This is a genomic window from Corynebacterium vitaeruminis, assembly GCF_001054325.1.
GTDB lineage: Bacteria > Actinomycetota > Actinomycetes > Mycobacteriales > Mycobacteriaceae > Corynebacterium > Corynebacterium vitaeruminis_A.
Map to the genome: position 1 here is coordinate 47,243 of NZ_JVVM01000002.1, position 24,043 is coordinate 71,285.

A 24,043-nucleotide genomic window follows, 5' to 3' on the forward strand; every position below is an offset into this window, starting at 1 on the left:
CATTCGAAAGAGTTTGAGAAGGGATGTTCCATGGCTCAAAAGAAGAAAGCGAATGCTAAAACGCTCACCGATCGGCAGCGTCGCATTCTTGACGTCATTTCGGATGCCGTAGTCCTTCGCGGTTACCCACCAAGCATTCGAGAAATTGGAGATGCCGTGGGCTTGAATTCCACCTCGTCCGTGGCATACCAGCTGAAGGAACTGGAGAAGAAGGGTTTTCTCCGCCGGGACCCACACAAGCCGCGTGCAGTAAACGTAAGGGATTCTAAGTCCTCCGCTGGGACTTTTACCCCGGTAAAACCGGGACCCAAGGCTACTGGCGGCACCCAAACTCCCGAGATACCGGAGGACATGCCTGAGCCAATCTTCGTTCCTGTCGTTGGACAGATTGCGGCGGGCAACCCCATTTTGGCGGAGCAGCATATTGAAAGTCACATGGCACTTCCAATGGAGATTACGGGCTCTGGCCAGCTGTACCTACTCAAGGTCGTGGGTGATTCCATGGTTGACGCGGGCATTCTCGACGGAGACTGGGTGGTAGTCCGTTCCCAAGAAGTGGTCGAGCAGGGTGACTTCGTTGCTGCGCTTTTTGAGGATGAAGCAACAGTCAAGGAATGGCACGAGGACGCTGCTGGCAAGTGGCTCATGCCCCATAACCGTGCCTTTGATCCACTGCCCGCGGAACATGCCAGGATTCTTGGCAAGGTCGTCAGCGTCCTACGCAGCCTCTAATTTCCCACATTTTCATTGCCCGAAACAGACACAAACGGGCATACTTGAAACAGGTAGTAAAGCTGATATTTTTCAACAGCTAAGGAGCGGGGAATGTACGCAGAGGAACGCCGCCGAAAGATTGCGTCTCTAACAGCAGTCGAAGGGCGCGTGACGGTCGCTGATCTTGCGGAAGCTTTCGATGTCACGGCAGAAACAATTCGCCGTGATTTGGCTCAGTTGGATGCCGAAGGCGCAGTTCACCGCGTACACGGTGGTGCCGTAGCTACTCGTTCTTTTCAGACTGTTGAATTTTCAGTGGCCGCGCGAAAGAACGCACAAAAGGACGCGAAACTATCTATTGCGCGTCATGCTGCTGATTTCCTCCCTGACTCCGGTGGCGGCATTTTTCTCGATGCCGGAACAACCACTGAGGCTCTTGCAGAGCTGATGGTTCACTCCCCTGATAACCGCCGTTGGTCGGTGGTCACAAACTCTCTTCCCAACGCCATCACGCTGGCTGGCTCGAACCGCATTGAGCTTCAACTCCTCGGTGGCCAAGTTCGCGTCATTACCCAGGCGGTCGCTGGCGACACAGCACTCCGCACTCTCGCAGTTATGCGCGCTGACGTCGCCTTTATCGGTTCTAACGCCCTAACAATTGACCACGGACTTTCTACCGCAGATCCCCAGGAAGCAGCGGTAAAGCGCGCAATGATTACGAACGCGCGCAAGGTCATCGTCATGGCGGACTCGACGAAACTCGGACGTGACTTCCTTGTCAGCTTTGCAGCATTGGAAGATATCGATGTCGTGATTACAGATTCCTCCGCACCGGAACAGTTCGTTAACGACCTGAGAGAGCACGGTGTTGAGGTCGTGGTGGCCTCATGATCTTGACGCTGACTGTAAATCCGTCGATCGATCGACTTGCTCGACTTGATACACAGCTCGAGCGTGGTGGTGTGTTCCGTCTACCAATGTCGGAGGACATGGCCGGTGGCAAGGGCATTAATGTGTCAAAAGCGCTTCACTACGCGGGCGTGGAAACCCTTGCGCTCTATCCGGCTTCAGACTCCGGTAAGTTTACTCGTCTCCTGGAAGTCTCTGGCATCCCCCATGAAGCCATCAACACGACCAATGAAGCTCGAGTTAATCTCACACTCGCAGAGCCAGATGGGACGACGACAAAGCTCAATTCCCCCGGTATGACATTGACGAAGGCGCATCGTCGGCGCGTGCTGGAGAAACTCATCCATCATGCCAAGCGCGCAACGTGGGTAGTCTTCGCTGGATCACTGCCCCCTGGGGTCCCCAGGGATTTTTACGTTCAATGCACCGAAGCCGTGTATTCGGTAAATCCGAATATTCGTGTCGCTATGGACACCAGCGACGGTCCACTGACTGAGGTCGTTCGCGCTTTTCCGAAAGTACAGCCTTTTTTAATGAAGCCAAATGCCTACGAACTCGGCCAAATCATTGATGAAGACGGCGAGAAGCTTGAGGCCGCTGCTGCGGAAGGTAACTATCTCCCCGTCGCTCAGGCTGCTCGTGCACTTAACGAACTTGGGGTTTCCGAAGTCCTCGCCACTCTCGGCGAAGCCGGGGCTGTGCTTTCAGTGAAGTCGGGTGGTTGTTTCGCTGCCACCTCACCGTCGATTGTCGCTCAGTCAACGGTTGGCGCTGGAGACTGCGCTTTGGCCGGTTACGTTATGTCCCGCGAGCGCGGTAATAGCTATCAAGATGCACTAATCAACGCCGTGGCCTACGGCGCGGCGGCAACCAGTCTTCCTGGCACTACTATCCCCTATCCAGAGCAGGTTCACCCTGAGGCCGGCCAGTCATGGCAGCTCGACGCTTAGCTTTTCGACACCTAGATAAGGAACGTTAGAGAACCATGTCTTCTTCGGCTGATTTTTCCGCTATTGCATCACAGTTGGCCGATGAGTCGACGGTATTCCTTGACCTCGATGTAGGTACACAAAAAGAGAAGATTCTAAATTACCTCATCGCTAAAGCCGTAGAAGCCGGCCGCGCAACAGACCGCGAGGGCATCGTCACTGCTGCCCTCGAACGCGAAGAAAAAGCTCCGACAGGTCTACCAGGCGGGATTGCTATCCCCCATTGTCGTCATGATGGGTGGACTCAACCGACATTAATTTTCGCCCGCTTCAACAGTGCTACGGAATTTACTACACCCGACGGGCCAGCCGATCTACTCTTTTTCATCGGTGTGCCAGCTAGTAACAGCGCGATCCACGTTGATATTCTCGCCGCCCTCGCCAAAGCACTCCAAGATAAGGGTTTTCGCGCGGTCCTCCGAGGCGCTGAAAATGATGAAGAGGCTGCTCGCATTATTAGTGAACACATCACCACGGCACCTCGTCGGAAGGCGAAAAAACCTTCGTCGAAGACAAGTATTGTCGCCATTACGGCATGTCCCACGGGCATCGCCCACACGTACTTAGCGGCCGAAGCGCTCACTGACGCGGCACAAAGCATGGCTGATGTCGCGCTCACGGTAGAAACACAGGGCTCGGCAGGTACGAAGGAAGCCCCTGCAGATGCGATTAAGCGTGCCGATGTCCTAGTAATCGCAGCCGATATCGGAGTTACGGGACTTAACCGTTTTAACAATATGCCGCAGCTTAAAGTGCCTATTCGGAAGGCGGTAAATGAACCAATTGCGGTTATTGAACAAGCGAAAGCGATTGCAGAACAAGCGCGTGTTCGCGGATACGACCGCAAGGCGTCGGCACCTAAGGATGACAACGGCCAGGAAACCAATTCGCAAACTGGCACCGCCAGCGCAGCCACTGCATCCGAGGGGCCGCAGGTAGTTAATAAGAACAGGGCGCGTAGGTCGTCGTTAAGCGGTGAGAAATCCTTCGGACACTGGATTCGTGACGCGATTATGACCGGCGTCAGCTATATGGTGCCGTTTGTGGCCGCATCCGGGTTATTGATTGCGCTGGGATTCCTCGTCGGCGGACATCAGGTTGGCCTAGTAGCTGATGCGGTGACCCGGAATCTGAAACCATCGGAGATTATTGGGCTCGATGCGCCGGTTGCTGTTCCGACGCAGGATCTCGGCACCGTGCTAATTGATCGAAGTGGGCTGTGGCTGTATCTCGGTTCTGCTCTTTTTGCCATTGGCGATCACGGCATGCAGGTCATTGTGGCTGTGATGAGTGCTTATATCGCCTTCGGTATGGCTGGCAGAGCCGGCATCGCACCAGGCTTCATCGGGGGCGCCATTGCAGTTACCGTTGGCGCCGGTTTCCTCGGTGGACTAGTGACAGGCATTCTAGCAGGCCTAGTTGTGGCACTGCTGTTGAGAATGAAAGTCCCGGACTGGCTGCAACCGCTGATGCCGGTTGTCGTGATTCCCATGCTCGGAGCTATGGCCGTTGGCCTCACCATGTATCTGCTACTCGGTATGCCGTTAGCGTGGCTGATGACGGCTTTGCAGCAGTGGCTGCAGTCGCTGGATACGACAGCGGCGTTCTTGTTCGGCGGTCTCCTCGGCGCAATGATGTGCGTGGATATGGGCGGAATGGTCAACAAAGCTGCTTACCTCTTTGCTGTCGCAAACGCCGCCTCAGCAGATCCAGCATCATGGAAGATTATGGCCGCAGTGATGGCAGCGGGCATGGTACCGCCGTTGGCGACATCGCTGGCAGTTGTGCTCCGGCCAAAGCTGTTCAGTTCGGCGGAGCGTCAAAACGGCAAGGCGGGCTGGGTGCTCGGTGCAGCGTTCATTTCCGAAGGCGCGATTCCTTTCGCGGCCGCCGATCCGCTGCGTGTGATTCCGTCGATTGTGGTCGGTGGAGCTGTCACCGGTGGCACCTCGCTGGCGTTGGGCGCTGCCACGCGCGTTCCTCACGGAGGTGTCTTCGTGCTGTTTGCAATTGACAATCAGATGGCATGGCTCGCTGCAATCGGCTTGGGCAGCATCGTGGCAGCGGCTCTTATCGTGGCAGCAAAGAGCATGTGGCCACGCAAGACAGTTATCGACGAAGAAGAATCAACCGCAGCTCTTTCAGTCGAATCGTAGTTATAGCGTTTAAGCTGGCTCCTCCTACGCTCTCGTGATGCCACATTTGTCGAAATTCACCAAAGGTTCCTTCGAGCGCATTGAGAAGCTATTAAGCTCTGAACCGGCATCGAGGAAATCGATAAGCAGAAAGGCAAGGTGCCGCCCTTGGTTACGCAACACGTCCACGTCGGCTCCAAGGTGGGTATTCACGCCCGTCCCGCATCAGTTATCGCTGAGCGTGCCTCCCGTTTTCAGGAAGAAATATTGGTCGAACTCATTGACTCACCCGAACCCGACAACGAACCAGCTGATGCCTCCTCAACCTTGATGCTGATGGCACTTGGCGCAGAATTCGGTGACGAAGTCACTGTGACCAGCACCAACGCGGTTGCGGTCGAAAAGATTGCAAAGCTCATCGCCCAGGATTTGAGCGATTAAAGCAAAAAGCTTAACGACGAAACATCGTGACTACGACCACAGAGCTTCGTCGTTAAGCATTCGTGCATGCCCCTGCCCCGAGCGCGTGGGTTACGAGCGGTTCTCGCCGATGTGGTTGTAGAGCCAGTTCAAAATTGGGTACCCGACGATGATGCCGACCGAACCCCAAGCAATACCTTCCAGCGTCAGCGAGCCGATGGCGAGGGTGAGATTGCCGATACCCGCAATCAGCGCTGTGGCAGCGGCGGTGAGATTGACCGGGTTGTTAAAATCGACCTTTTCGTCCATCCAGATGCGCACGCCGAGCAGACCAATCAAGCCGTAGAGCACCATCGTTGCTCCGCCGAGCACGCCGGTGGGGATCGTCAGAATCAGTGCGCCGAACTTTGGAATGAAAGCCAGTGCAATCGCGGTGAAAGCGGCGACCCAGTAGGCGGCAGTCGAGTACACGCGAGTAGCAGCCATAACGCCAATGTTCTCAGCGTAGGTAGTGGTGCCGGAACCACCAGCAGAACCGGCAATGGTGGTGGCAAGGCCGTCTGCAATAAGCGCATCACCAGCAATGTCATCGAGATTTCGGCCGGTCATGGCTGCGACAGCCTTAACGTGCCCGACATTCTCCGCAATTAGCACCACAATGACGGGCAAACCAATCAACATGGCGTTGAAATGGAACTCCGGCGCATGGAATGCGGGAAGCCCAATCCATGCGGCATTACTGACAGTCTCCGTAGCCTCGGGCGAGAGGTTTCCGGTGGCAGCGGCAAATATCCAGCCAATCAGCACGCCGATGAGGACGCCCAAGCGGCTGACCATACCGCGGCCGGCCACGGTGGCGATGACAATGGATGCCATCGTGACAAAGGCGACCAACGGTTGGGTGGCGAAGTTCTCGGTGGCAGCGGGAGCTAAGTTAAGGCCGATGAGAGCGACGATACTGCCGGTTACGACAGGCGGCATCACGGCATCGAGGACACGCTTGCCGGCGAACTTTACTGCGAAGCCGACCAACATGAGCGCGATACCTGCGGAGAGCACGACACCGAGCTGAACGCCAATGCCCTGCGCCTGCGTCGCAGACAGCGGTGCGATGAAGGCAAACGACGATCCCAGGTATGAAGGCAGGCGATTCCGGGTAATCAGCAGAAAGACAATCGTGCCGATACCGGAGAACAGCAGCGTGGTATTGACGGGGAACCCTGTCAACAGCGGAACCAGTAGGGTTGCACCAAACATCGCGATGACGTGCTGTGCGCCAATGCCAATCGTGCGAGGCCAATCTAGGCGTTCGTTAGGAGCCACCACGGCTCCCGGTGCAATCTTTCGACCATCGCCGTGGATATCCCAACCGAAAAGGCGACCGCGTTCGGTGTTTTCAGCAGGAGCGGTTGCGGAGGTTTCCTGTTGGGCCTCCGCGTCAGAAGAGGAATTCATGGTTGTAATGCTAGTGGATACCTACCACAGTTCCCGCTACGGTTCGATGTGGTAGGTCGACAGTTCATCAGCGAGGCTAGTGGGCAAACGCACGTCCATCTGCGTTCCTTGTTCGGTCCACGTCTCCGAAAGCACGGTCGCATCTTCGTGCAGCATGGAGACAATGTTTCCCTTGTCATAGGGAATCAACATCTGCACGTGGGATTCCAACTCATTGAGCGCAAGCTCGAGGCGGGTCTCCAGTTCACCGATCCCCTCACCGGTCCGAGCAGAGACAAAGACCGCGTCATCGAGCTGGTGGCGCAGCTGCGCCAGAGTGATGCCATCGGCCTTGTCCACCTTGTTGACAACCAACAGCTCGGGTGGAATCTCAGTCTTTTCTTCCTCCGCGATTTCGTTGATGACCTTGTTGACGGCCTTAATCTGCTCGAGCGGGAATGGGTCCGAAGCGTCGACGACGTGCATAATGATGTCAGCTTCGAGTACTTCTTCCAAGGTCGAGCGAAAAGCTTCAATAAGCTGCGTCGGCAAGTGGCGGACAAATCCGACTGTATCGGTCATAATCACCGTGCGTCCGTCGCGAAGCTTGGTGCGACGAGTCGTCGGATCCAGCGTTGCGAACAGCGCGTCTTCCACCAGCACACCAGCGCCTGTCAGTGCATTAAGCAGCGAAGACTTACCCGCGTTGGTGTAGCCCACAATTGCCACGCGCGGCAGGTGTCCAGCTTTACGACGGGCGCGCTTGATTTCACGCGCCGTCTTCATACCGGCCAATTCCTTGCGGACCCGCGCCATATCCTGGCGTAGTCGCTGACGGTCGGTCTCAATTTTGGTTTCACCCGGACCACGCAGCCCCACGCCGCCATTGGAACCCGCGCGACCACCAGCCTGACGTGACAGGTTGCCACCCCAACCGCGCAGACGCGTGTACAGGTACTGCATCTGTGCCAGGGAGACCTGTGCCTTACCTTCCTTGGACTTCGCATGCTGAGCGAAGATATCCAGAATCAGCATGGTGCGGTCAATGACCTTGGCATCAAGCCGGTCCTCCAGCGCCACCAATTGGCCAGGTGACAGCTCACCGTCGCAAATGACCGTATCGGCGCCGGTGGAGGCCACAATGTCGCGCAGCTCATTAAGCTTGCCAGATCCAACGTAAGTACCAGGATCTGGCTTATCGCGGCGCTGCAGCACCATCTCTAAAACTTCCGAACCTGCGGTCTCCGCCAGTGCAGCGAGTTCTTCCATCGCCACTTCGGCTTCCTGCAGGGTCCCGGATGTCCAGACACCTAGCAGCACAACGCGTTCCAGTCGGAGCTGACGGTACTCGACCATCACCTCTTCGGACTCGGTATGTGTTGCTGACCTGGTCAGGCGGCGCAGAGAGGAACGCGCTTCCAGATCCAAATCACCGACAGTAGGTTCCCCATGCGTGCCGACGTTCGCCGCGAACCCATCCCCCGAGGCACTATCAGTGGCTTTGCCAGCATCGATAGCGTCAGTGAAAAAATCGTCCATCTCGTGCGAGGTGCTTGCTTGCTGCGACATTTCGTCGCTGACCTCATCAAAGTTGTTGGAAAAATTCGTCATACTAGCTGCCATTGTCGCATGACAAGCCAAATTCTCCGCATTGCATGCGGAGAACACCGAACCCAGGCTGAGAACTAGGCTGCCGAATGTGGCCTGCGTGTCAGTACTAGCGCAACTGGGCCACTATTTGAACTACCACCGGTGCACGTACCGCTGTCGGACATTCCACAGTTGGAACAGCCACCACCCGGACACATACCGCCGAGGGACTCCCGCCGCAATTGGCCGGTATGTTCCATGCGGTCGAGAATGAGGTCTACCGTTGCACGCTGCAGGCCTGTGATTTCGCAAATCTTGCGTCGGGAGCTAATACCCTGCGCGATTGCGTCCTGAACCGCCTCCGAAGGCTGACGAGTAACCGTAGCTTTCTTCCCAGCATTAAAGAGTCCCATGGCGATAGCTCCTTTCAGTGCCTGGTTTTTAGTTAGCTCGGGTTTCTAATTGGCTTGGGTTTCTAGTTAGCAAATATGACTTAGCAGTCTTACCGAAACCACGAGGAATCTACGAGGTTTTACAGGAACAGCTTCAGTGCCTGGAACACGACCACGGCCAGCGCCCATGCGACAAACAGCTGCGCAGCTAGGCCGAAGCCGGTCCACTTCAGGCCAATCTCTCGGCGCTGCGCCGCCAGTGTGGCCACACAAGGTGTGTAGGCGAGCAGAAAAATCATGTATGCCCACACCGCCGCCAGACCATGCCCATCCGATGCATTGTCGAAGTCACGTCGAATATTGTCCGCCAGGGGGCTGGATGCCTGTTCGCTCGACTCAGAATCGGTGACGTCCTCCACTGCGTAGGTCTGCGCCCAGGTAGAAATGACGGCTTCCTTGGCCACAAAGCCCGTCACCAACGGACCTGTCAGGGACCATGTGCCGAAACCGGCCGGGTTGAACACCGGAGCGATAGTTGTGCTGACCGCACCATATGCGGAGTCCTGTGGTGCCAAGTCCTCATCGGCAAACGTATGTCCAGAGACAACCGGGATAGACATCAACAACCAGACGACGATAACGGTGCTGACGATAATTCCACTAGCGGTCTGCAGGAAGCCCTTCAGTCGCATCCACATCACAGATAGTGCCAGTCGTGCGGTCGGCAACTGGTAGGTCGGCAGGTCAATGACCAGCGGTTCCGATGGCATGGTGCGCCACAGAGTCTTACGCAGTGCAAGGCCGGTCAGAATAATCAGCAGAATCGAGATTACGTACATTGCGAAGACGACTGTGCCCGCGTGATCCGGGAAGAACACTGCTGCCAACATGACATAAACGGTCAACCGTGCCGAGCAGGAAGTGAACGGCACCAGGAGCGCCGTCAAGATACGATGGCGCGGGTTACTCAACACACGTGTCGCCGAAATCGCCGGCACGTTACAACCAAAGCCGACAATGAGCGGAATGAATGCCTTGCCCGGAAGCCCAATTGCACGCATGAAACGGTCGGCCACCACGGCCGCACGCGCCATGTATCCTGAATCCTCCAGCACCGCGAGACACAGGAACATCAGCGCCATCAGCGGAATGAAGGTCAGTACCATACCGACACCGCCAATAATGCCGTTGACAAGCAGCCCCGTGACAATCGGATGATTCCATCCCATCGCTTCCAAGCCGCGGGTAACCAAATCTGCGAAGTTACCGGTAATAAGGGTTTCCAAACCGTCCTGGAGCGGAGCCGCTACCGTGGTCGTGATTTGGAAGACTGCCCACATGACCGCCAGGAACACAATCGGTCCGAGCACCGGATGAAGAACCACGTTATCAATGCGGTCGGAGAACGTCTGGCGATCCTCTACCCCGCCTGTTGAGGCCGCGACGGCTGCATCGATAGCGGCAAAGCGTGCCTCGTCCAAGCTTTCAATCGATTCGCCATCCGCCTGACGAATCGGCGACAGCACCGAACTACATCCGTCCAGAGCTGCTGCTACTGCGTCGGCCAACCGTGTCATTCCCGCTTTACGACGGGGATCTAGCGCCACCACCGGCATACCCATAGCTGACTGCAATGCGTCCGGATTCACATCGATGCCCTTGGCCTCAGCCGCATCGAGTTTGGTCAGGGCCAGAACGATGCGCTGTGGCTGTTCCGCCAATTCCGCAGCCATATAGAGACCACGCCCCAAAGCCGTAGCGTCGACCACAACTACGACGAGGTCGGGGCGTTCTCCCTCTGGTTTCTCGATGAGCATCTCGCGAGTGAGCTCTTCGTCCGGGCTCATGGCATCCAGCGAGTAGGCACCAGGGAAATCAATGACATCGTACTCAGCGACATCAGTCTTCCATGCGCCACGGCTGACCTCCACGGTCGTGCCCGGCCAATTGCCCATCTGCGCTTTCGCGCCAGTCAAACTATTAAACAGCGTTGACTTACCGGAATTCGGTGCGCCAACAACTGCGACAACAGGTGCACCATCTTTTGCTGGCGCTCCACCACTACAAGCATGACAGCTCGGCGTGGATGCGAATTTTCGCGTTGAGGAATCCGTAGGTGTTGTCATTGTGAACTTTCAGGAAGAATGTGAGGAAAAGGAATGTAGGGTACTAACCCGCGACGGACATCTTGCGCAGCGTGCTGGCATCGATGGCGTAACGCGTTGCGCCAGCATGGACGATACGTCCACCGCCACTGGTGCTCTGTCCGACAGTGACACTCATTCCAGGGCGAAGCCCGAGTTGTGAAAGCCTGCGGCACAGGCGCTCATCCACATGCGACGCGCCCAGGGTGACGGTTGCCCCCACCGGAACGTCAGCAAGCGACTGAACGTCATCCGACTGTTTTCGAGACCGCAGTCCAAGCATGAGAGACCTCGCTTCTATCGATAAGAATTAAGCTAAACAAATGATGTTTATGAAGGCCAGCCTACTCTTAGGTACGCCTAAATGGAATAAACCGGGTACACCTAAGGAAGGTTATTTATCTCACACTTAATATTTGCCTATTTAGGATGGCAGAACCGTTAGCCTCGTTCGAATTGTCGACGCAGTGTGGACGCAGTGTGAGGACATGGGTCCAGGTGAACTGCGGAACTTAACTTACTCCCGTGCGATTCGTTAGTTCGCAGATGAAGATATGGGAAGTATCATCGGAAGTTATGACTACTGACTTGCGAAGCATTGGCATGGACTACCCAAGCTGGCGAGACGCGATGGAGGCCGCGATTGCCAGCGACAATCTCTCGGTTATCGGCGAGGTACGCGGTGGTCAGCTGGTTCGTTTCGAAGATTCCTCTGGCGCGCGCTTGCACATCCTGGGTGTTGAACCATTTTCTACCTACGCAGGTTTCGCGGGCAGCCCGACCGTCACTGCGCATGTCTCCAGTGTGGACGATGTCCTGGCGCTGGTGGAGATTGTCGAGGATGACCCGTCTTCGGACGATTTTGACAAGGTCATCGAGGTCGCCTGCTGTCTACTGTCGCAGGGACCGATGATCGTTGATGCCGGCACACAGACCTTCGAGCATGTCGCACTGTCCGCGTTGGCAACTGACTTCACTCTCGACGCATCTTCTGAGGATTACGAGAAGCGCACTGGCCAGACTCCGACAACCCTCGACTTTGCAGGTGCCAAGGCGATTGTCGGCGACCAGGTTGGCAAGGCCTCCCCCAGCGCCACTGTCAAGCTGGCTGGTGTTATCAACAACTCTCGCAAGCATGTAAATGAGCTAACTGGAAAGAAGTTCTGGGTGCTCAACCTTGCGCTACCGACTCCCATGGATGTGCTCGTCCCCGGTGGCGACGAAGCGCCTCAGCCGGGCATGGTTGTCTCGGGTACTTTCTTGCTGACGGGTGAAATCATCCCGCCACAGGGCTGCGGTGGCGGTTGCGGCGAAGGTGGCTGTGGTTGTGGCGAAGGCGGTTGCGGCGGACACTAGTTCGCTAACTCGCGTCCGCTTCGACTAACCCGCCAGCCCCGTTGCGCTAGCTACCAGTCACAGGGCTTCCAGCTCAATTTTGCCAAGCGTGTGAATCACGCTCGGACCGGTCAAGATCGCCGAGAAGGCGCCATCGGTATTGCTGGCCTCGTGGACATCCACGGTCACCACGCCACCGGGCACCTTGACCGTCACCGCTCCCTCGGTGCGGTCGGCATCGGTCAGCGCAGCAATAGCCGCTGCAACCGTACCGGTTCCACACGAGCGGGTCTCACCCACTCCCCGTTCGATCACTCGCATGGATACCGAATCAGAGGCATCCAGCGGGGTGACAATTTCCAAGTTGAGGCCGCGCGGGAACATGGCTTCGTCGGCACGCACCGGCTTGGTGGCACTACCCGCCGCCTCTAACTCAAGCTGTGCCAAAGTATCGGCATTCAGACCAGGCATAACGCAGGCCAAATGCGGATTTCCCACGTCAACACCAATCCCGGCGAATTTCTGTGCAGTCTCGCCCGAACCAATGAACGCAGTAGCCACACCGAGCACCTCCGGTTGCCCCATGTCTACCCCGACAACCGCGTGCCTGCGGCTGAGCTCATCAATCGAGACAGCGCGCAGCCCTGCTCGAGTGCCCACACGCAGAGTTCCGTCGACGACACTATCCGGACTGTGAATTGCGGCAACATAGTGCGCAAAGACGCGGACACCGTTACCACACATCTCGGCGATGGAGCCATCGCCATTGCGGTAGTCCATAAACCAATCGTCGGCTTCAACCCCCTCCGGCAGTGCCGCCAAGATACCGGCATCCACGAGTTTTCCCGCACGGGCAACTCGTAGAACGCCGTCAGCGCCAAGACCACGCTGTCGATCGCACACTGCCGCGACCAGCGACTCGGTCAAATCGAGCGACACCGAATCATCTGGGAAAATTAGAAAATCGTTTTGCGTACCGTGGCCTTTGGCGAATGAAACCATGCCCTCGATGCTAGCGGGACAGCCGAACCGGCTAAAGCCCAAGCGCAGAAAAAGCCTGCCCCGGCACATCACCGGCCGCGTCAAGCCACATGATTCGATGATCACGGTTGAACCAGGAACGCTGCCGCCGCACATACCTCCGAGTCCCAGTAATCGTGCGTTCACAGGCCGTATCCAGGTCGTAAACGCCATCGAAATAGTCCAGTACCTGCGCGTAACCAATCGCACGGCTAGCAGTTACGCCTTCGCGCAGCCCCTGTGCAATCAAACCCTCAGTTTCCTCCACCAGGCCGGAGGCAAACATGCCTCTGGTGCGCTGTTCAATCCGCGGATTCAGCCATTCCGCCTGCGTGCGTAATCCCAGGATGCGAGTGTTCCACCGCGGGGGCTTATCTATCGACGGTTTCGACGCCGCAAAAGGTTTTCCTGTTAGCTCGATGACCTCCAACGCCCGGACGGTGCGCCGCGGGTCGTTGGTCTCGATAATCGCCGCCGCGTCCGGATCGATCTCGGCGAGCCGGTCATGCAACGCCGCCGGCCCGATCTCGTTCTGCACCGCCTCCCACTTCGCACGCACCTCAGGGTTCGTAGGTGGGAACTGCCAGTCGTCCACCAACGCCTGTACATACATCATCGACCCACCGACAAGGATGGGGACTTTCCCCCGAGCACGAATGGCCTCAACATCCGAGACTGCCTCACGCTGATACGTCGCCACGCTCGCCGGCTGCATCACATCCAGCACATCGAGCTGATGGTGCGGAATCCCCCGCCGCTGGTCCACCGACAGTTTCGCGGTCCCGATATCCATCCCTCGATACAGCTGCATGGAATCGACATTGACGACCTCACCACCAAGCTGCTCCGCGAGCACCAGCCCCAAATCCGACTTTCCCGACGCCGTCGGTCCGACCACCGCAATCGGCACCGGCAAGCTCTCACTCTCGAAAGCCGTCACTACTCAGTTCACACTCCTGCACAAACTTGAAAACGCACGCTATTACTTCGCAACACACAGCCAGCTGGCCACGTGGTAACCGATGCCGTAGGGGGCGCCGTCATAGTACACACGCTTTACGACGGCCATTCCTACCCCATTCCAGCTTTCAGCAGCTTTGCTCAGCTGCAGCCATAACTCGGCCGCGTACTCGCCAGGAGCTGGAAACTCAGCATTTTCCACGTTAACGGTGGAGCACTCCTGACCCGCAATCTGGCTGCACAGCGCATCAACTTCCGCTGCGCCCTCAATTGCGCCGACCGGGGATTCGTCCGCAAGACCGAATGCGCCGTCGACAAGCACGAGCAGACGCGTGTAACCGGCACCGAGCGCCTCAGCGATGGATTCGAAGCACGCTGACTGAAGAATGTGGCCAGTGTGGCCGGCAGGAATACGTCGCGCGTAGTCTTCGATGAGCCAGCGTCCCAGCAGCTCTGGCAATTCGGTACCGCCGGACACCGTGACATCAACCCCATACGGGCGGAAACTTCCCGGCTTGTTGGGCTCATGCGATGGCTCCTCCGGCAACGTGCCGGTGATGATGGCGACCGCGCCGGGCTCCGCGGGTTCGTCATGTGCCCACAGCGTTGCGACGGCCTGTCGGGCACACTTCCGCAGTTCCGTGGCAGTGGGTGCAGAACCGCCCAGCTCCTCGACGATGAGGAGCGCACGCGGAACGATAACAAGCCGAGGAAAACGGAAATTCACGTCCTCAACGCTACCGTGAGGGGCTAGCCGATGCCTTATTCCGGCGGGGTTACGCGCGCTGTGCCAGAATTTTTGGGATACTCGAACTGATACCGCAAGTGTTTGATGGCAGCCGTGTCGCGCGGCAGTTCTGCATGAAGATTGGAAGAGGTTTACCTACTATGACCGGTACCAGCAATTCCCCTAAGCCAGGTCCACGCCCGGGTCCACGTCCAGGGCCTCGACCAGGCGCGATGCCGGCTCATCGTAAGGCCCCTGGAGCTGCTGCAGCGCCCGCAGGATCGGCTGTTGCGGCACATACTGTCCACAATGACCCGAAGAAGTTTGGCCGTATTGACGAAGACGGCACTGTTTGGCTAATCACCAGCGCCGGTGAGCGCAATATTGGTTCCTGGCAGGCCGGCACCGTGGAAGAGGGCTATGCCCACTACGGCAAGCGCTACGAGGATCTGGCCACCGAAGTCGAGCTGTTGGAGTCTCGCATTGTCTCCCACCCACAGGAGGCACAGACCATTTCCCACAACGCCGCTGAACTGCGTGAAAGCCTCGCTACTGCCACGGTTCTTGGCGATATCGATGCGCTGGATAAGCGCCTTGCAGAGGTTATCGCCTCCTCCCATGTCGCGGAGGAGAAGGTCGCACATGACAAGGCAGAACGCCGTAAGAAGGCCATCGCTCGCAAGGAGGAGCTCGCTGCAGAAGCCGAAGAATTGGCGGAGAACTCCACCGAGTGGAAGGTCGCCGGCGACCGTATCCGCGAGATTCTCACGGAATGGAAGCAGATCCGCGGAATCGACCGCAAGACTGATGACCAGCTCTGGCGCCGTTACTCCCGTGCACGCGATTCTTTTAACCGCCGCCGAGGTTCCCATTTTGCGGAGCTGGATCGCAACCGTGCTGCAGCTCGCCGCGCGAAAGAGGACATCATTGAGCGAGCTGAAGCGCTAAAGTCTTCCACTGATTGGGGTGGCACCGCTGCTGCTTTCCGCGACTTGATGGCTGAGTGGAAGGCTGCTGGTCGAGCCCCACGCGAGGTGGACGACAAGCTCTGGGCACAGTTCAAGGCCGCCCAGGACGAGTTCTTTGGTGCTCGTAATGCGGTCAACGCCGCCCGCGACAAGGAGTTCGAGGAAAACGCCGCAGCCAAGGATGCCCTGCTGGCCGAGTACGAAGACCGCATTGATCCGTCCAAGGGCCTCGAGCACGCTCGCAACGAACTACGTCATCTGCAAGAGAAGTGGGATGCCATCGGCTTTGTACCGCGCGGTCGTGTGCGCGAGTACGAAAACCGCATTGGCGCACTGGAAAAGCGCGTCTCGGACGCGGCCGATTCGCAGTGGCGCCGCACCGACCCCGAAGCGCAGGCTCGCGTCCAACAGTTCGCCGACCGCGCGGCCGAGTTTGAGCAGAAGGCTGCCGAACTCGAGGCGAAGGGCAAGACTTCTCAGGCCGCCAAGGCCCGTGAACAGGCCGAGCAGTGGCACCAGTGGGCAGAGCAGGCCGCAGAAACCCTCAAGGAGCTCTAACGGAGCTGCTTGTGCGCCGGGAAGCTGGCTGCAGCTCTCCGGCGCGCTCAACAGCGTCTATGCTGCAACCCCTACTTGTCGCTAACCTGCTCACTCTGGTCAGGGCTCTCCTGAACAGCACCTTGCACACCACTGCCCTGCTGACCGCGATTACGTCGGCGGGCTCGCTCGCGGCGGTCGTCGACAACCTCGACATCCGTAGTTGTATTCGGAGTCAGCCCCGAGCGCAGGTAAACCTGCTGCGCACGCAGTACCGGATCGGTGTCAGCGTGCTTGCGACGTTTTGTCGCGAGTGCGAGCTGCTCCTTACTGCGTCGAAAAGCGATGAATGTCACGGAGATGGCCAGCAGGAAACTGCAGAAAATACCGAGCATTAGACCGAAGGAAATACCCTCGCCTGCCAGCTCCTGTGGACGCGACTGACGCATCCAACCAGCGAAAACTGAGTAGACCATCTGGATACAAGCAAAGAACCAGGTGACAAACGCGAGGATTGTGGTCCGTGTAATCAGCGTCGCAATAGCCAGCAGCACTCCTACCACCACGAGAATGGAGTAGATTCGCTCCGGGCGAGTGGTGAAGTACTGATGTGCAACATCTGTATCCAGCAGCACGTCAAAGCCCAACACGACGCCCGAGTGTGGAAGGAAGAAACTCGTAATGAGGCCGACAACGGCAACCATCATCGGAATCACTGCACGGCCGAGCTCCAGCTCTCCAGCGGCCTTGCGCTCCTGAACCCGCAGTGCCTGCGCGGATTCCACCGACTGCTCGCTAGTGGATTCCATGTCACTTTCCGGCGAAGCCTTGTCCCTACTCACAGCCGCATCCCTCACTTACACTCGTTTTCTCCGGCCGCCCAATCTTTGGCAAGCCCAGACCAACTCCAATCGGAGCGGTCGTTGGAATCTGACCGACCTCCACATTATCCCCCGCTTTAGTGCGGCGGTGCGTCAGCACGCCGGAGTCAGCAATGAGGAAGTGCGGTGCAGAGTCGGTCACACGCACTGTCACATAGTCACCGGGACGAATCTTTCGATCAACGACGCCTGGTTCGCTTTCCGACGGGCTGAAGTGCACCAGGCGACCGTCCCGACTCCGACCCGACATGCGATGCGTCTCAGCGTTCTTACGGCCATCGGACTGGCTGACCAGCAGTTCAACTTCACGGCCGACTAGCTTGGCGTTTTCCTCCTCGGAAATACGCTCCTGAAGCGCTAGCAGTCGACCATAGCGATCCTTCACAACCTCGGGCGGAACCTGATTCGGCATCGTTGCGGCCGGCGTCCCCGGACGGGGCGAATACTGGAAGGTGAACGCCGAGCTAAAGCGAGCCTTTTCCACCACGTCGAGAGTTTGCTGGAAGTCCTCTTCAGTCTCCCCCGGAAAACCGACAATGATATCGGTGGTGATGGCCGCATCCGGCATCTTTTCCCGAACCTTCTCCAAAATGCCCAGGAATTTCTTGGTGCGGTAGGAGCGGCGCATGTCTTTCAGCACCCGATCCGAACCGGACTGTAGTGGCATGTGCAGCTGGTGAACCACGTTCGGGGTCTCCGCCATGGCATCGATGACATCATCGGTGAATTCGGCTGGGTGCGGTGACGTAAAGCGCACACGCTCCAGCCCCTCAATCTGGCCACAGGCGCGCAGTAGTTTGGAAAAAGCCGAACGGTCGCGTTCCATGTCAGGGTCTGCGAAGTTAACGCCATAGGCGTTGACGTTCTGACCCAGGAGAGTGACGTCAGTGACGCCCTGTTCCACTAGCGCCTGCACCTCAGCGAGAATGTCGCCCGGACGGCGGTCGCGTTCCTTGCCACGCAAGCTAGGGACGATGCAGAACGTGCACGTGTTATTGCAACCCACGGAAATACTGACCCAACCTGCGTAAGTGGATTCACGCTTGGCTGGCAGTACTGACGGAAATTCTTCCAGGGCATCCTTAATCTCAACTTCAGCGCGGTCGTTATGCGCGGCACGTTCCAACAGCGCTGGCAGCGAACCCAAGTTATGCGTACCGAAGACGACATCCACCCAAGGGGCCTTTTTTACGACGACGTCTTTATCCTTCTGCGCTAAGCAACCCCCGACGGCAATCTGCATGCCTGGGTGGGCATCTTTGACTGGTTTGAGCTGTCCCAATGTGCCATAAAGGCGGTTGTCCGCGTTCTCTCGAACGGCACAGGTATTGAAGACGACCAAATCGGGGTTCTCGCCTTCTGCAGCCGCTACGTAACCGTTATCTTCCAGCAGGCCAGAAAGGCGTTCCGAGTCATGGACGTTCATCTGACAGCCGAAAGTACGTACCTCATATGTGCGAGGCGAAGACTGCTGCTGAGAGTTCAAAGAAGGGGTAGTCACGGCAGTTTAGGTTAGCTGTTTGTGGCTCATTTCCCCAATCAGCAACTCCCATAATTCGGCTCGGTGCGCTGTGGGCGCGCTAATCCTGCTTACGTTAGCATCAACGCTATCAACGACGGCGTTTATCTTCTCCGCGGACGCCCGTTGCTACTCCGCGTCCTCTTCGAGCTCTCGGTAGCGCTCTTCCAGCTCATCCCGAGCAATACTCATCGATAACTCTGATGGAAAACCGCGCCGCGCCAGCACACCGACGACCTTACGTAGATCCTTTTGCTTGGAATTGAAGTCTGGTGCCACTGTTCTAATGGTGGCTGCTTTCTTTGCCGCTAGCTTTCGGGCTACTTCTTCTTCCGCGTTGTGCGTAATCTGCTGCAACGCGTCGGCGCGGAGAGAAGCATCAATGCCCTTTTCCTGCAGTTCTCGATTCAAAACCATCTTCGACTTGCCGCGACTGGCAAAGCGCTGCCGCACCCATTCGGATGCGAAAAGCTCATCATTAACCAATCCACTTCGGGTCAGGTCATCAACGACTTCCTCAATCATCGAGGATGGAAACTCCTCGACTGCTTCCAGCCTTTCTACAAGTTCCTTGCGGGACCGCATTCGCTGATCAAGCAAGCGCAGCGCTTTCGCACGAATCGGAGCTTTGGATTCTTCGCGGCCAGCATCATAGAGCGAACTACCATCAGCTTCCGCAATTTGCTGAGCAAGCTTTTCGATAGTCTCCCGCACATCGCGGCCGTTTCGATCCTCCACTGTCCTCACTTTTCATGTTTCGCAGCGCTATGCCTCGAGATAGCTAGTCTTCCAAATCGTCGAAGTCGATGTCCGGCACGACATCAACCGGAGCATCGATATCGGTCTCGTCCTCGACCTCAGCGAATTCCCCGACCCCGAGCTTCTTCTTAATCTTGACCTCGATCTCCTGGGCAATTTCTGGATTCTCGCGTAGGTGCATACGAGCCTTTTCCTTACCCTGTCCCAGCTGATCACCCTCGTAGGTAAACCATGAACCGGACTTCTTGACGATGCCGTTGTCAACACCCATGTCAATCAGAGAGCCCTCACGTGAAATGCCCTCACCGTAGATGATGTCGAACTCTGCCTGCTTGAACGGCGGCGACACCTTGTTCTTGACAACCTTCAGGCGAGTGCGGTTACCCACCGCATCTTGACCGTCCTTCAACGTCTGAATCCGGCGCACGTCACAGCGAACAGAAGCGTAGAACTTCAGCGCCTTACCACCCGTGGTGGTCTCCGGCGAGCCGAACATTACGCCAATCTTCTCACGCAGCTGGTTAATGAAGATGGCTGTAGTGCCGGTGCTAGACAACGCTCCCGTCATCTTTCGCAGCGCCTGACTCATCAACCGCGCCTGCAGACCAACGTGAGAATCACCCATTTCGCCGTCAATTTCAGCCTTCGGCGTCAACGCGGCCACGGAGTCAACCACGATGATGTCAATAGCGCCGGAACGCACCAGCATATCCGTAATCTCAAGCGCCTGTTCACCAGTGTCTGGCTGGGATACCAGAAGGTTGTCCGTATCTACCCCAAGCTTGCGTGCATAGACCGGATCCAGTGCATGTTCCGCATCAATAAATGCGGCAATACCTCCCTGCCGCTGCGCCTCTGCAATAGCATGCAGTGCGACTGTGGTCTTACCCGAGGATTCTGGACCATAAATCTCTACGATGCGACCACGTGGGAAACCGCCCAGGCCCAAGGCCACGTCGATAGCGATATTGCCGGAGGGAATTACCTGAATTGGAGGACGATTGTCGTCTCCCAGGCGCATCACTGCGCCCTTACCAAAATCCTTTTCAATATTCGCCAGCGCTACATCGAGTGCCTTCAGGCGATTATTGCCCTGGTTCGAAGCCGTAGCCTTCTTACGAGCCATAGTTTGTTGTTCTTCCTCATTGTCATTGTCGCGTACGGTATCGGGTTCTGGAGCCGCACTCAGAGAATCTGTGTCCCGATTTTCATCCAAAACAGAAACTTCGCTCACACTTAGTTAGGCGCGAAATCTACCGTTCCGGTTCCAAATTGGTCCGCGACACCTCTACTGTCGGTTACACCCGGAAGTTATACCGAATCAGACGGATTGACTTCATCAGCACTTTCGATAATATGCGAAACCCTGTTCGAATGGCAACGCCACGCAAGCGTCGTCGGCAAGCATTCACCGTCGTCTACGCCGTAGCCTATTCGTCGGGACCGTACCAGCGGTCTTCAGGAACGTCATGTTCCCTGCACAGAGCCCACCAGATATCGCGAGGCTCGACCCCGTCTTCGAGTAGTTCTGCGGGAGTTTTGCCGTAATCCATCAGCACATGGGAATGCAACAGCCACGGGCCATGCTGAGGGCCAAATTCGTGGTTGACGAAGTTGTGAAAATCGGCCAATCGCATAAGACCAAGGTACAAGATAGCTGTCACTGATACCTTCCTGGCCGTTTTTCCTGCACGACTCCATGCGACCGCCCTGCCTGAACAGTGCTCAACCACGGGGGTTAAGATAAAAGTCGTGAATAATTCCAAGGTGTATGACCTCACTATTATCGCCGCTTTTGCAGCACTCATCATCGTGCTCGGCGGAATCGCCATTCCCGTTGGGGGACTAGGCGTGCCAGTCGTTTTACAGAACATGGGCATTGCACTGGCCGGAATGATTCTCGGATTCAAGCGTGGCGGCCTCGCCACTACCCTGTTTCTGGCCGTTGGTCTCGTGGGCGTCCCGAACATGGCCGGTTGGAAGCCACTCCTGGCCGCACTCCCAGGCCCCACGGTCGGCTACATTTTCGGCTACCTGATTGCCGGTTTCGTCATCGGAGCAATTGCCCAGCAAGCACCGAGGGCGAAGGGGCCACGCATCGCCGTCTTCATCGGCGCGGGTCTCGCCGGCGTTGTATTGCAGTACTTCTTCGGCTCTCTCGGATTGGTCTGGCGCATGGGGCTCGGCTTCACCGACGCGCTAATCACGAACATTCCGTTTATTCCAGGCGATGTCGCCAAGGTTGTCGTAGCCGCGCTCATCGCTACGGCAGTACTACAAGCTTTCCCAGATTTGCTTCCCGACGCTGCCAACCGCAAGCAGCATCGCCTAGTAACGGAAGCAGCCAACACGGCTGAGTAACCGACGCACTCAGAAAGGTCATCGAGTCGCACCATGCCCACCATCACTTTTGACCGCGCGGCCGCGAACTATTCGGGACGTCAAATACTGCAGCCGACTACGCTGACTCTCACAGAGAAGCGCATTGGAATTATCGGCGAAAACGGCGGTGGTAAGTCTACGCTGGTACGACTGATTAACGGCCTGGGCGCGGTCACTGGCGGCACGGTCACATACGAAGGCATGAATGTCGCAAAGCAGGCAAAGGAAATCCGCAAGAAGGTCGGTTTCATTTTTTCTGATGCGGATAACCAAATTGTGATGCCGACAGTCGCAGAAGACATCGCCTTTTCGCTCCGAAAGCGAAAACTGTCCAAAACCCAGCGAAACCAGCTAGTACAGGAAGCTCTCGAACACTTCGGCCTCGCAAATCATGCTGACACCTCGCCGCACTTGCTCTCCGGTGGGCAAAAACAACTACTAGCTCTGGTGGCCGTGTTGATTCTCAACCCCACGACCATCATTGCCGATGAGCCCACTACGCTTCTTGACCTGCGCAATCGTCTCCACATTCGGAATATTTTCGCCCAGCTTGAGCAGCAAGTCATCGTGGTAACTCACGATTTGGACTTTATTGTGGACTTCGACCGAGTTATCCGTGTAAGCGCGGGTGAAATTGTCGACGACGGGGAGCCAAAGGAAGTTATTGACCGCTATATCAGGGATATGACGCGTGCGGAAGAAGGCCGCTTATGATCCATCCGGCCAATGTCCCCCTAGGGCTTTACCTCAACCACAAGTCACCCGTACATAGGCTACCGACTGCCGCCAAACTCATCAGTGTCATCGCCTTTTTGTTGCTCACCGGCATCCTCGTGGATACCTGGCTGGGCGGGGCAATCGCCCTGGCAATCGTTACCGTCGCTTACGCAGTTGCCAAAGTGCCACCTACGGTTGCCTTCCGACAGCTCCGTGGAGCTGTCATCATTCTGGCGCTGCTTTCACTTCTACTGTGGTGGCGCGCCGGAGGGGAGCAGGCGCTGACGACCTTTCTCACGCTTCTCGCAGCAATCGCGGCAGCGATACTGCTAACGTTGACGACCCGAGTCAGCGACATCATGGATACTTTGACAACTGCAATGCAGCCGTTGGCCCGCTTCGGTCTACCGGTCGATACCATCGCACTCGCACTATCTCTGACCCTGCGTATGATTCCGCTTCAGGTCATGGCCGCGTCCGAGGTGCTGGAGGCCCGAAAAGCCCGGGGTGCCACCGGTTCAATCATTGCCTTCGGTGTACCCGTGGTCATCCGGACCATCAACCGTTCAAAAGCTATGGGAGATTCATTAATCGCCCGCGGCGAGGGAGAGTAACGGAATTAGTTTCCCTCACGCAGCTGGCGCATGCGCTCAGCAACTGCAGGGTCAACGTTGGAGGCAGAGTTACCCTCAATGGACTTCTGCGCCTCACCGCCAGTGAGCTCGTTGCCGCCGTTCATTTCTGCGCGAATCTGTTCCAAACGGGAGTGGCCAGCCATCTGCACGCCAGCGGCTTCGACCTCAGCCATACGTCCCTGAACGGAATTCTGGGCCAGCTCAGCCTGCCCAAGAGCGTTAGCGTAACGACGCTCAATCTTGTCACGGACCTGATCCAGGTTAGGCGTAGAGCCCGAAGAAATCTGATTCATCGACTGCAGAGACTCGGAAACCTTCTCCTGCATCTTTGCCTGCTCCAGCTGGCTGAGCAGTTTTGCACGCTCCGCAACCTTCTGTTGCAACTGCATGGAGTTACGCTCAACAGCCTTCTTGGCCTGAGCAGCCTGCTGCAGCGACTGATCGTGCAGAGCCTTCAAATCCTCGACCGACTGCTCGGCAGTAACCAACTGAGCGGCGAAAGCCTCAGCGGCATTCTCGTACTCAGTGGCCTTCGCGGTATCCCCTTCAGCACGAGCCTTGTCGGCCAGCTGCAATGCCTGACGGGTATTGCCCTGCAGCTTTTCAATCTCAGCGAGCTGACGGTTAAGGCGCATTTCCAGCTGGCGCTGATTACCAATCACCGCCGCTGCCTGCTGCGATAGTTCTTGGTGCTGCCGCTGGGCATCCTCGATGGCCTGCTGAATCTGAACCTTCGGATCAGCGTTTTCCTCAATCTTGGAATCAAAAGCGGCCATCAAATAATTCCACAGCTTAACAAATGGATTAGCCATAGCGTTCCATACACCTTTCTAAATGCAACTACCTCAACGCAGGTCTGTGCTTATCGCGCACCCA

The 24,043-nt window shown here is 57.0% G+C and carries 24 protein-coding genes; 10 read left to right on the plus strand and 14 right to left on the minus strand.

Annotation, left to right across the window (positions count from 1 at the left end; genetic code table 11):
• Nucleotides 1–30 precede the first annotated feature (30 nt).
• The 5 genes from lexA to ADA16_RS00655 all read left to right on the plus strand — a co-directional run bounded on the left by lexA (nucleotide 31) and on the right by ADA16_RS00655 (nucleotide 5,188).
• Entirely contained in the window at nucleotides 31–732 is a 702-nt protein-coding gene (lexA, locus tag ADA16_RS00635) for a transcriptional repressor LexA (RefSeq protein ID WP_048758386.1), read from the plus strand.
• 93 nt (nucleotides 733–825) lie between these two features.
• Nucleotides 826–1,605: a DeoR/GlpR family DNA-binding transcription regulator gene (locus tag ADA16_RS00640; protein WP_048758387.1), complete on the plus strand. Its 780-nt coding sequence runs from the start codon at nucleotides 826–828 to the stop codon at nucleotides 1,603–1,605.
• Entirely contained in the window at nucleotides 1,602–2,573 is a 972-nt protein-coding gene (locus tag ADA16_RS00645) for a 1-phosphofructokinase family hexose kinase (protein WP_048758388.1), read from the plus strand. Before ADA16_RS00640 ends, ADA16_RS00645 begins: the two co-directional genes overlap by 4 nt.
• A gap of 35 nt (nucleotides 2,574–2,608) precedes the next feature.
• A complete protein-coding gene (locus ADA16_RS00650; RefSeq protein WP_048758389.1) occupies nucleotides 2,609–4,768 on the plus strand; it encodes a PTS fructose transporter subunit IIABC in 2,160 nt (719 codons plus the stop codon).
• A gap of 147 nt (nucleotides 4,769–4,915) precedes the next feature.
• Nucleotides 4,916–5,188, plus strand: a complete 273-nt coding sequence (locus tag ADA16_RS00655) for an HPr family phosphocarrier protein (protein WP_048758427.1) — start codon at nucleotides 4,916–4,918, stop codon at nucleotides 5,186–5,188.
• 90 nt (nucleotides 5,189–5,278) lie between these two features.
• Here the strand turns inward: ADA16_RS00655 and ADA16_RS00660 are convergent, their stop codons facing one another.
• The 5 genes from ADA16_RS00660 to ADA16_RS00675 all read right to left on the minus strand — a co-directional run bounded on the left by ADA16_RS00660 (nucleotide 5,279) and on the right by ADA16_RS00675 (nucleotide 11,010).
• Nucleotides 5,279–6,622, minus strand: coding sequence for a uracil-xanthine permease family protein (locus ADA16_RS00660; protein WP_239659285.1), 1,344 nt, complete (start codon nucleotides 6,620–6,622; stop codon nucleotides 5,279–5,281).
• 36 nt (nucleotides 6,623–6,658) lie between these two features.
• The gene (gene hflX, locus ADA16_RS00665) at nucleotides 6,659–8,212 is read right to left on the minus strand and encodes a GTPase HflX (RefSeq protein ID WP_048758390.1); all 1,554 of its coding nucleotides are present in this window, start codon (nucleotides 8,210–8,212) and stop codon (nucleotides 6,659–6,661) included.
• A gap of 74 nt (nucleotides 8,213–8,286) precedes the next feature.
• Nucleotides 8,287–8,604 carry a FeoC-like transcriptional regulator gene (locus tag ADA16_RS11080; protein WP_076772076.1) on the minus strand — a complete coding sequence of 106 codons (318 nt, stop codon included), beginning with the start codon at nucleotides 8,602–8,604 and terminating at the stop codon, nucleotides 8,287–8,289.
• Between the two features lie 119 nt (nucleotides 8,605–8,723).
• Nucleotides 8,724–10,709 (minus strand): ferrous iron transport protein B, encoded by a 1,986-nt coding sequence (gene feoB / locus ADA16_RS00670; protein WP_048758391.1) that lies wholly within the window; start codon nucleotides 10,707–10,709, stop codon nucleotides 8,724–8,726.
• Nucleotides 10,710–10,752: 43 nt separating this feature from the next.
• The gene (locus tag ADA16_RS00675) at nucleotides 10,753–11,010 is read right to left on the minus strand and encodes a FeoA family protein (protein WP_070767324.1); all 258 of its coding nucleotides are present in this window, start codon (nucleotides 11,008–11,010) and stop codon (nucleotides 10,753–10,755) included.
• 293 nt (nucleotides 11,011–11,303) lie between these two features.
• Between ADA16_RS00675 and ADA16_RS00680 the strand changes: the two genes are divergently transcribed.
• Nucleotides 11,304–12,083 (plus strand): hypothetical protein, encoded by a 780-nt coding sequence (locus tag ADA16_RS00680; protein WP_048758392.1) that lies wholly within the window; start codon nucleotides 11,304–11,306, stop codon nucleotides 12,081–12,083.
• A gap of 57 nt (nucleotides 12,084–12,140) precedes the next feature.
• Here ADA16_RS00680 and dapF read toward each other — a convergent pair whose 3' ends face one another.
• Genes dapF through ADA16_RS00695 form a run of 3 tightly spaced genes read right to left on the minus strand, consistent with a single transcriptional unit; the run spans nucleotide 12,141 to nucleotide 14,769 of the window.
• Nucleotides 12,141–13,064 (minus strand): diaminopimelate epimerase, encoded by a 924-nt coding sequence (gene dapF / locus ADA16_RS00685; protein WP_048758393.1) that lies wholly within the window; start codon nucleotides 13,062–13,064, stop codon nucleotides 12,141–12,143.
• 31 nt (nucleotides 13,065–13,095) lie between these two features.
• Complete coding sequence (miaA, locus tag ADA16_RS00690; RefSeq protein WP_371450237.1) at nucleotides 13,096–14,022, minus strand: tRNA (adenosine(37)-N6)-dimethylallyltransferase MiaA; 927 nt, start codon at nucleotides 14,020–14,022, stop codon at nucleotides 13,096–13,098.
• Between the two features lie 42 nt (nucleotides 14,023–14,064).
• On the minus strand, nucleotides 14,065–14,769 hold the full coding sequence (locus tag ADA16_RS00695) for a hypothetical protein (protein WP_048758394.1): 705 nt from the start codon (nucleotides 14,767–14,769) through the stop codon (nucleotides 14,065–14,067).
• A gap of 161 nt (nucleotides 14,770–14,930) precedes the next feature.
• Here ADA16_RS00695 and ADA16_RS00700 point away from each other — a divergent pair, with 161 nt between their 5' ends.
• Nucleotides 14,931–16,295 (plus strand): DUF349 domain-containing protein, encoded by a 1,365-nt coding sequence (locus ADA16_RS00700; RefSeq protein WP_082150616.1) that lies wholly within the window; start codon nucleotides 14,931–14,933, stop codon nucleotides 16,293–16,295.
• Nucleotides 16,296–16,366: 71 nt separating this feature from the next.
• On the opposite strand, the gene ADA16_RS00705 is transcribed toward ADA16_RS00700, so the two are convergent.
• From ADA16_RS00705 to ADA16_RS00725, 5 genes are all read right to left on the minus strand, one after another.
• Nucleotides 16,367–17,116, minus strand: a complete 750-nt coding sequence (locus ADA16_RS00705) for a hypothetical protein (RefSeq protein ID WP_239659286.1) — start codon at nucleotides 17,114–17,116, stop codon at nucleotides 16,367–16,369.
• Entirely contained in the window at nucleotides 17,109–18,656 is a 1,548-nt protein-coding gene (miaB, locus tag ADA16_RS00710; RefSeq protein ID WP_048758397.1) for a tRNA (N6-isopentenyl adenosine(37)-C2)-methylthiotransferase MiaB, read from the minus strand. The genes ADA16_RS00705 and miaB overlap by 8 nt, the downstream gene beginning before the upstream one ends.
• A 147-nt stretch (nucleotides 18,657–18,803) precedes the next feature.
• Nucleotides 18,804–19,412 (minus strand): regulatory protein RecX, encoded by a 609-nt coding sequence (locus ADA16_RS00715; protein ID WP_048758398.1) that lies wholly within the window; start codon nucleotides 19,410–19,412, stop codon nucleotides 18,804–18,806.
• Nucleotides 19,413–19,455: 43 nt separating this feature from the next.
• Nucleotides 19,456–20,559 carry a recombinase RecA gene (recA, locus tag ADA16_RS00720; protein WP_048758399.1) on the minus strand — a complete coding sequence of 368 codons (1,104 nt, stop codon included), beginning with the start codon at nucleotides 20,557–20,559 and terminating at the stop codon, nucleotides 19,456–19,458.
• Nucleotides 20,560–20,863: 304 nt separating this feature from the next.
• Complete coding sequence (locus ADA16_RS00725; RefSeq protein ID WP_082150617.1) at nucleotides 20,864–21,097, minus strand: DUF3046 domain-containing protein; 234 nt, start codon at nucleotides 21,095–21,097, stop codon at nucleotides 20,864–20,866.
• 79 nt (nucleotides 21,098–21,176) lie between these two features.
• Here ADA16_RS00725 and ADA16_RS00730 point away from each other — a divergent pair, with 79 nt between their 5' ends.
• Genes ADA16_RS00730 through ADA16_RS00740 form a run of 3 tightly spaced genes read left to right on the plus strand, consistent with a single transcriptional unit; the run spans nucleotide 21,177 to nucleotide 23,146 of the window.
• The gene (locus ADA16_RS00730; RefSeq protein WP_048758400.1) at nucleotides 21,177–21,794 is read left to right on the plus strand and encodes a biotin transporter BioY; all 618 of its coding nucleotides are present in this window, start codon (nucleotides 21,177–21,179) and stop codon (nucleotides 21,792–21,794) included.
• Nucleotides 21,795–21,827: 33 nt separating this feature from the next.
• Nucleotides 21,828–22,529 (plus strand): energy-coupling factor ABC transporter ATP-binding protein, encoded by a 702-nt coding sequence (locus tag ADA16_RS00735; protein WP_048758401.1) that lies wholly within the window; start codon nucleotides 21,828–21,830, stop codon nucleotides 22,527–22,529.
• A complete protein-coding gene (locus tag ADA16_RS00740) occupies nucleotides 22,526–23,146 on the plus strand; it encodes an energy-coupling factor transporter transmembrane component T family protein (protein ID WP_048758402.1) in 621 nt (206 codons plus the stop codon). The genes ADA16_RS00735 and ADA16_RS00740 overlap by 4 nt, the downstream gene beginning before the upstream one ends.
• 5 nt (nucleotides 23,147–23,151) lie before the next feature.
• On the opposite strand, the gene ADA16_RS00745 is transcribed toward ADA16_RS00740, so the two are convergent.
• Nucleotides 23,152–23,979 carry a PspA/IM30 family protein gene (locus ADA16_RS00745; protein ID WP_048758403.1) on the minus strand — a complete coding sequence of 276 codons (828 nt, stop codon included), beginning with the start codon at nucleotides 23,977–23,979 and terminating at the stop codon, nucleotides 23,152–23,154.
• Nucleotides 23,980–24,043: the final 64 nt, after the last annotated feature.

Bases quoted from the DNA above. Each gene is read 5' to 3' on its own strand.
- hflX (WP_048758390.1), bottom strand. From the start codon at position 8,212: ATGACGAATTTTTCCAACAACTTTGATGAGGTCAGCGACGAAATGTCG.
- ADA16_RS00700 (WP_082150616.1), top strand. From the start codon at position 14,931: ATGACCGGTACCAGCAATTCCCCTAAGCCAGGTCCACGCCCGGGTCCA.
- ADA16_RS00740 (WP_048758402.1), top strand. From the start codon at position 22,526: ATGATCCATCCGGCCAATGTCCCCCTAGGGCTTTACCTCAACCACAAG.
- ADA16_RS00650 (WP_048758389.1), top strand. From the start codon at position 2,609: ATGTCTTCTTCGGCTGATTTTTCCGCTATTGCATCACAGTTGGCCGAT.
- feoB (WP_048758391.1), bottom strand. From the start codon at position 10,709: ATGACAACACCTACGGATTCCTCAACGCGAAAATTCGCATCCACGCCG.
- ADA16_RS00680 (WP_048758392.1), top strand. From the start codon at position 11,304: ATGACTACTGACTTGCGAAGCATTGGCATGGACTACCCAAGCTGGCGA.
- ADA16_RS00640 (WP_048758387.1), top strand. From the start codon at position 826: ATGTACGCAGAGGAACGCCGCCGAAAGATTGCGTCTCTAACAGCAGTC.
- ADA16_RS00745 (WP_048758403.1), bottom strand. From the start codon at position 23,979: ATGGCTAATCCATTTGTTAAGCTGTGGAATTATTTGATGGCCGCTTTT.
- ADA16_RS11080 (WP_076772076.1), bottom strand. From the start codon at position 8,604: ATGGGACTCTTTAATGCTGGGAAGAAAGCTACGGTTACTCGTCAGCCT.
- ADA16_RS00660 (WP_239659285.1), bottom strand. From the start codon at position 6,622: ATGAATTCCTCTTCTGACGCGGAGGCCCAACAGGAAACCTCCGCAACC.
- dapF (WP_048758393.1), bottom strand. From the start codon at position 13,064: ATGGTTTCATTCGCCAAAGGCCACGGTACGCAAAACGATTTTCTAATT.
- recA (WP_048758399.1), bottom strand. From the start codon at position 20,559: ATGGCTCGTAAGAAGGCTACGGCTTCGAACCAGGGCAATAATCGCCTG.
- ADA16_RS00675 (WP_070767324.1), bottom strand. From the start codon at position 11,010: ATGCTTGGACTGCGGTCTCGAAAACAGTCGGATGACGTTCAGTCGCTT.
- ADA16_RS00735 (WP_048758401.1), top strand. From the start codon at position 21,828: ATGCCCACCATCACTTTTGACCGCGCGGCCGCGAACTATTCGGGACGT.
- lexA (WP_048758386.1), top strand. From the start codon at position 31: ATGGCTCAAAAGAAGAAAGCGAATGCTAAAACGCTCACCGATCGGCAG.
- ADA16_RS00645 (WP_048758388.1), top strand. From the start codon at position 1,602: ATGATCTTGACGCTGACTGTAAATCCGTCGATCGATCGACTTGCTCGA.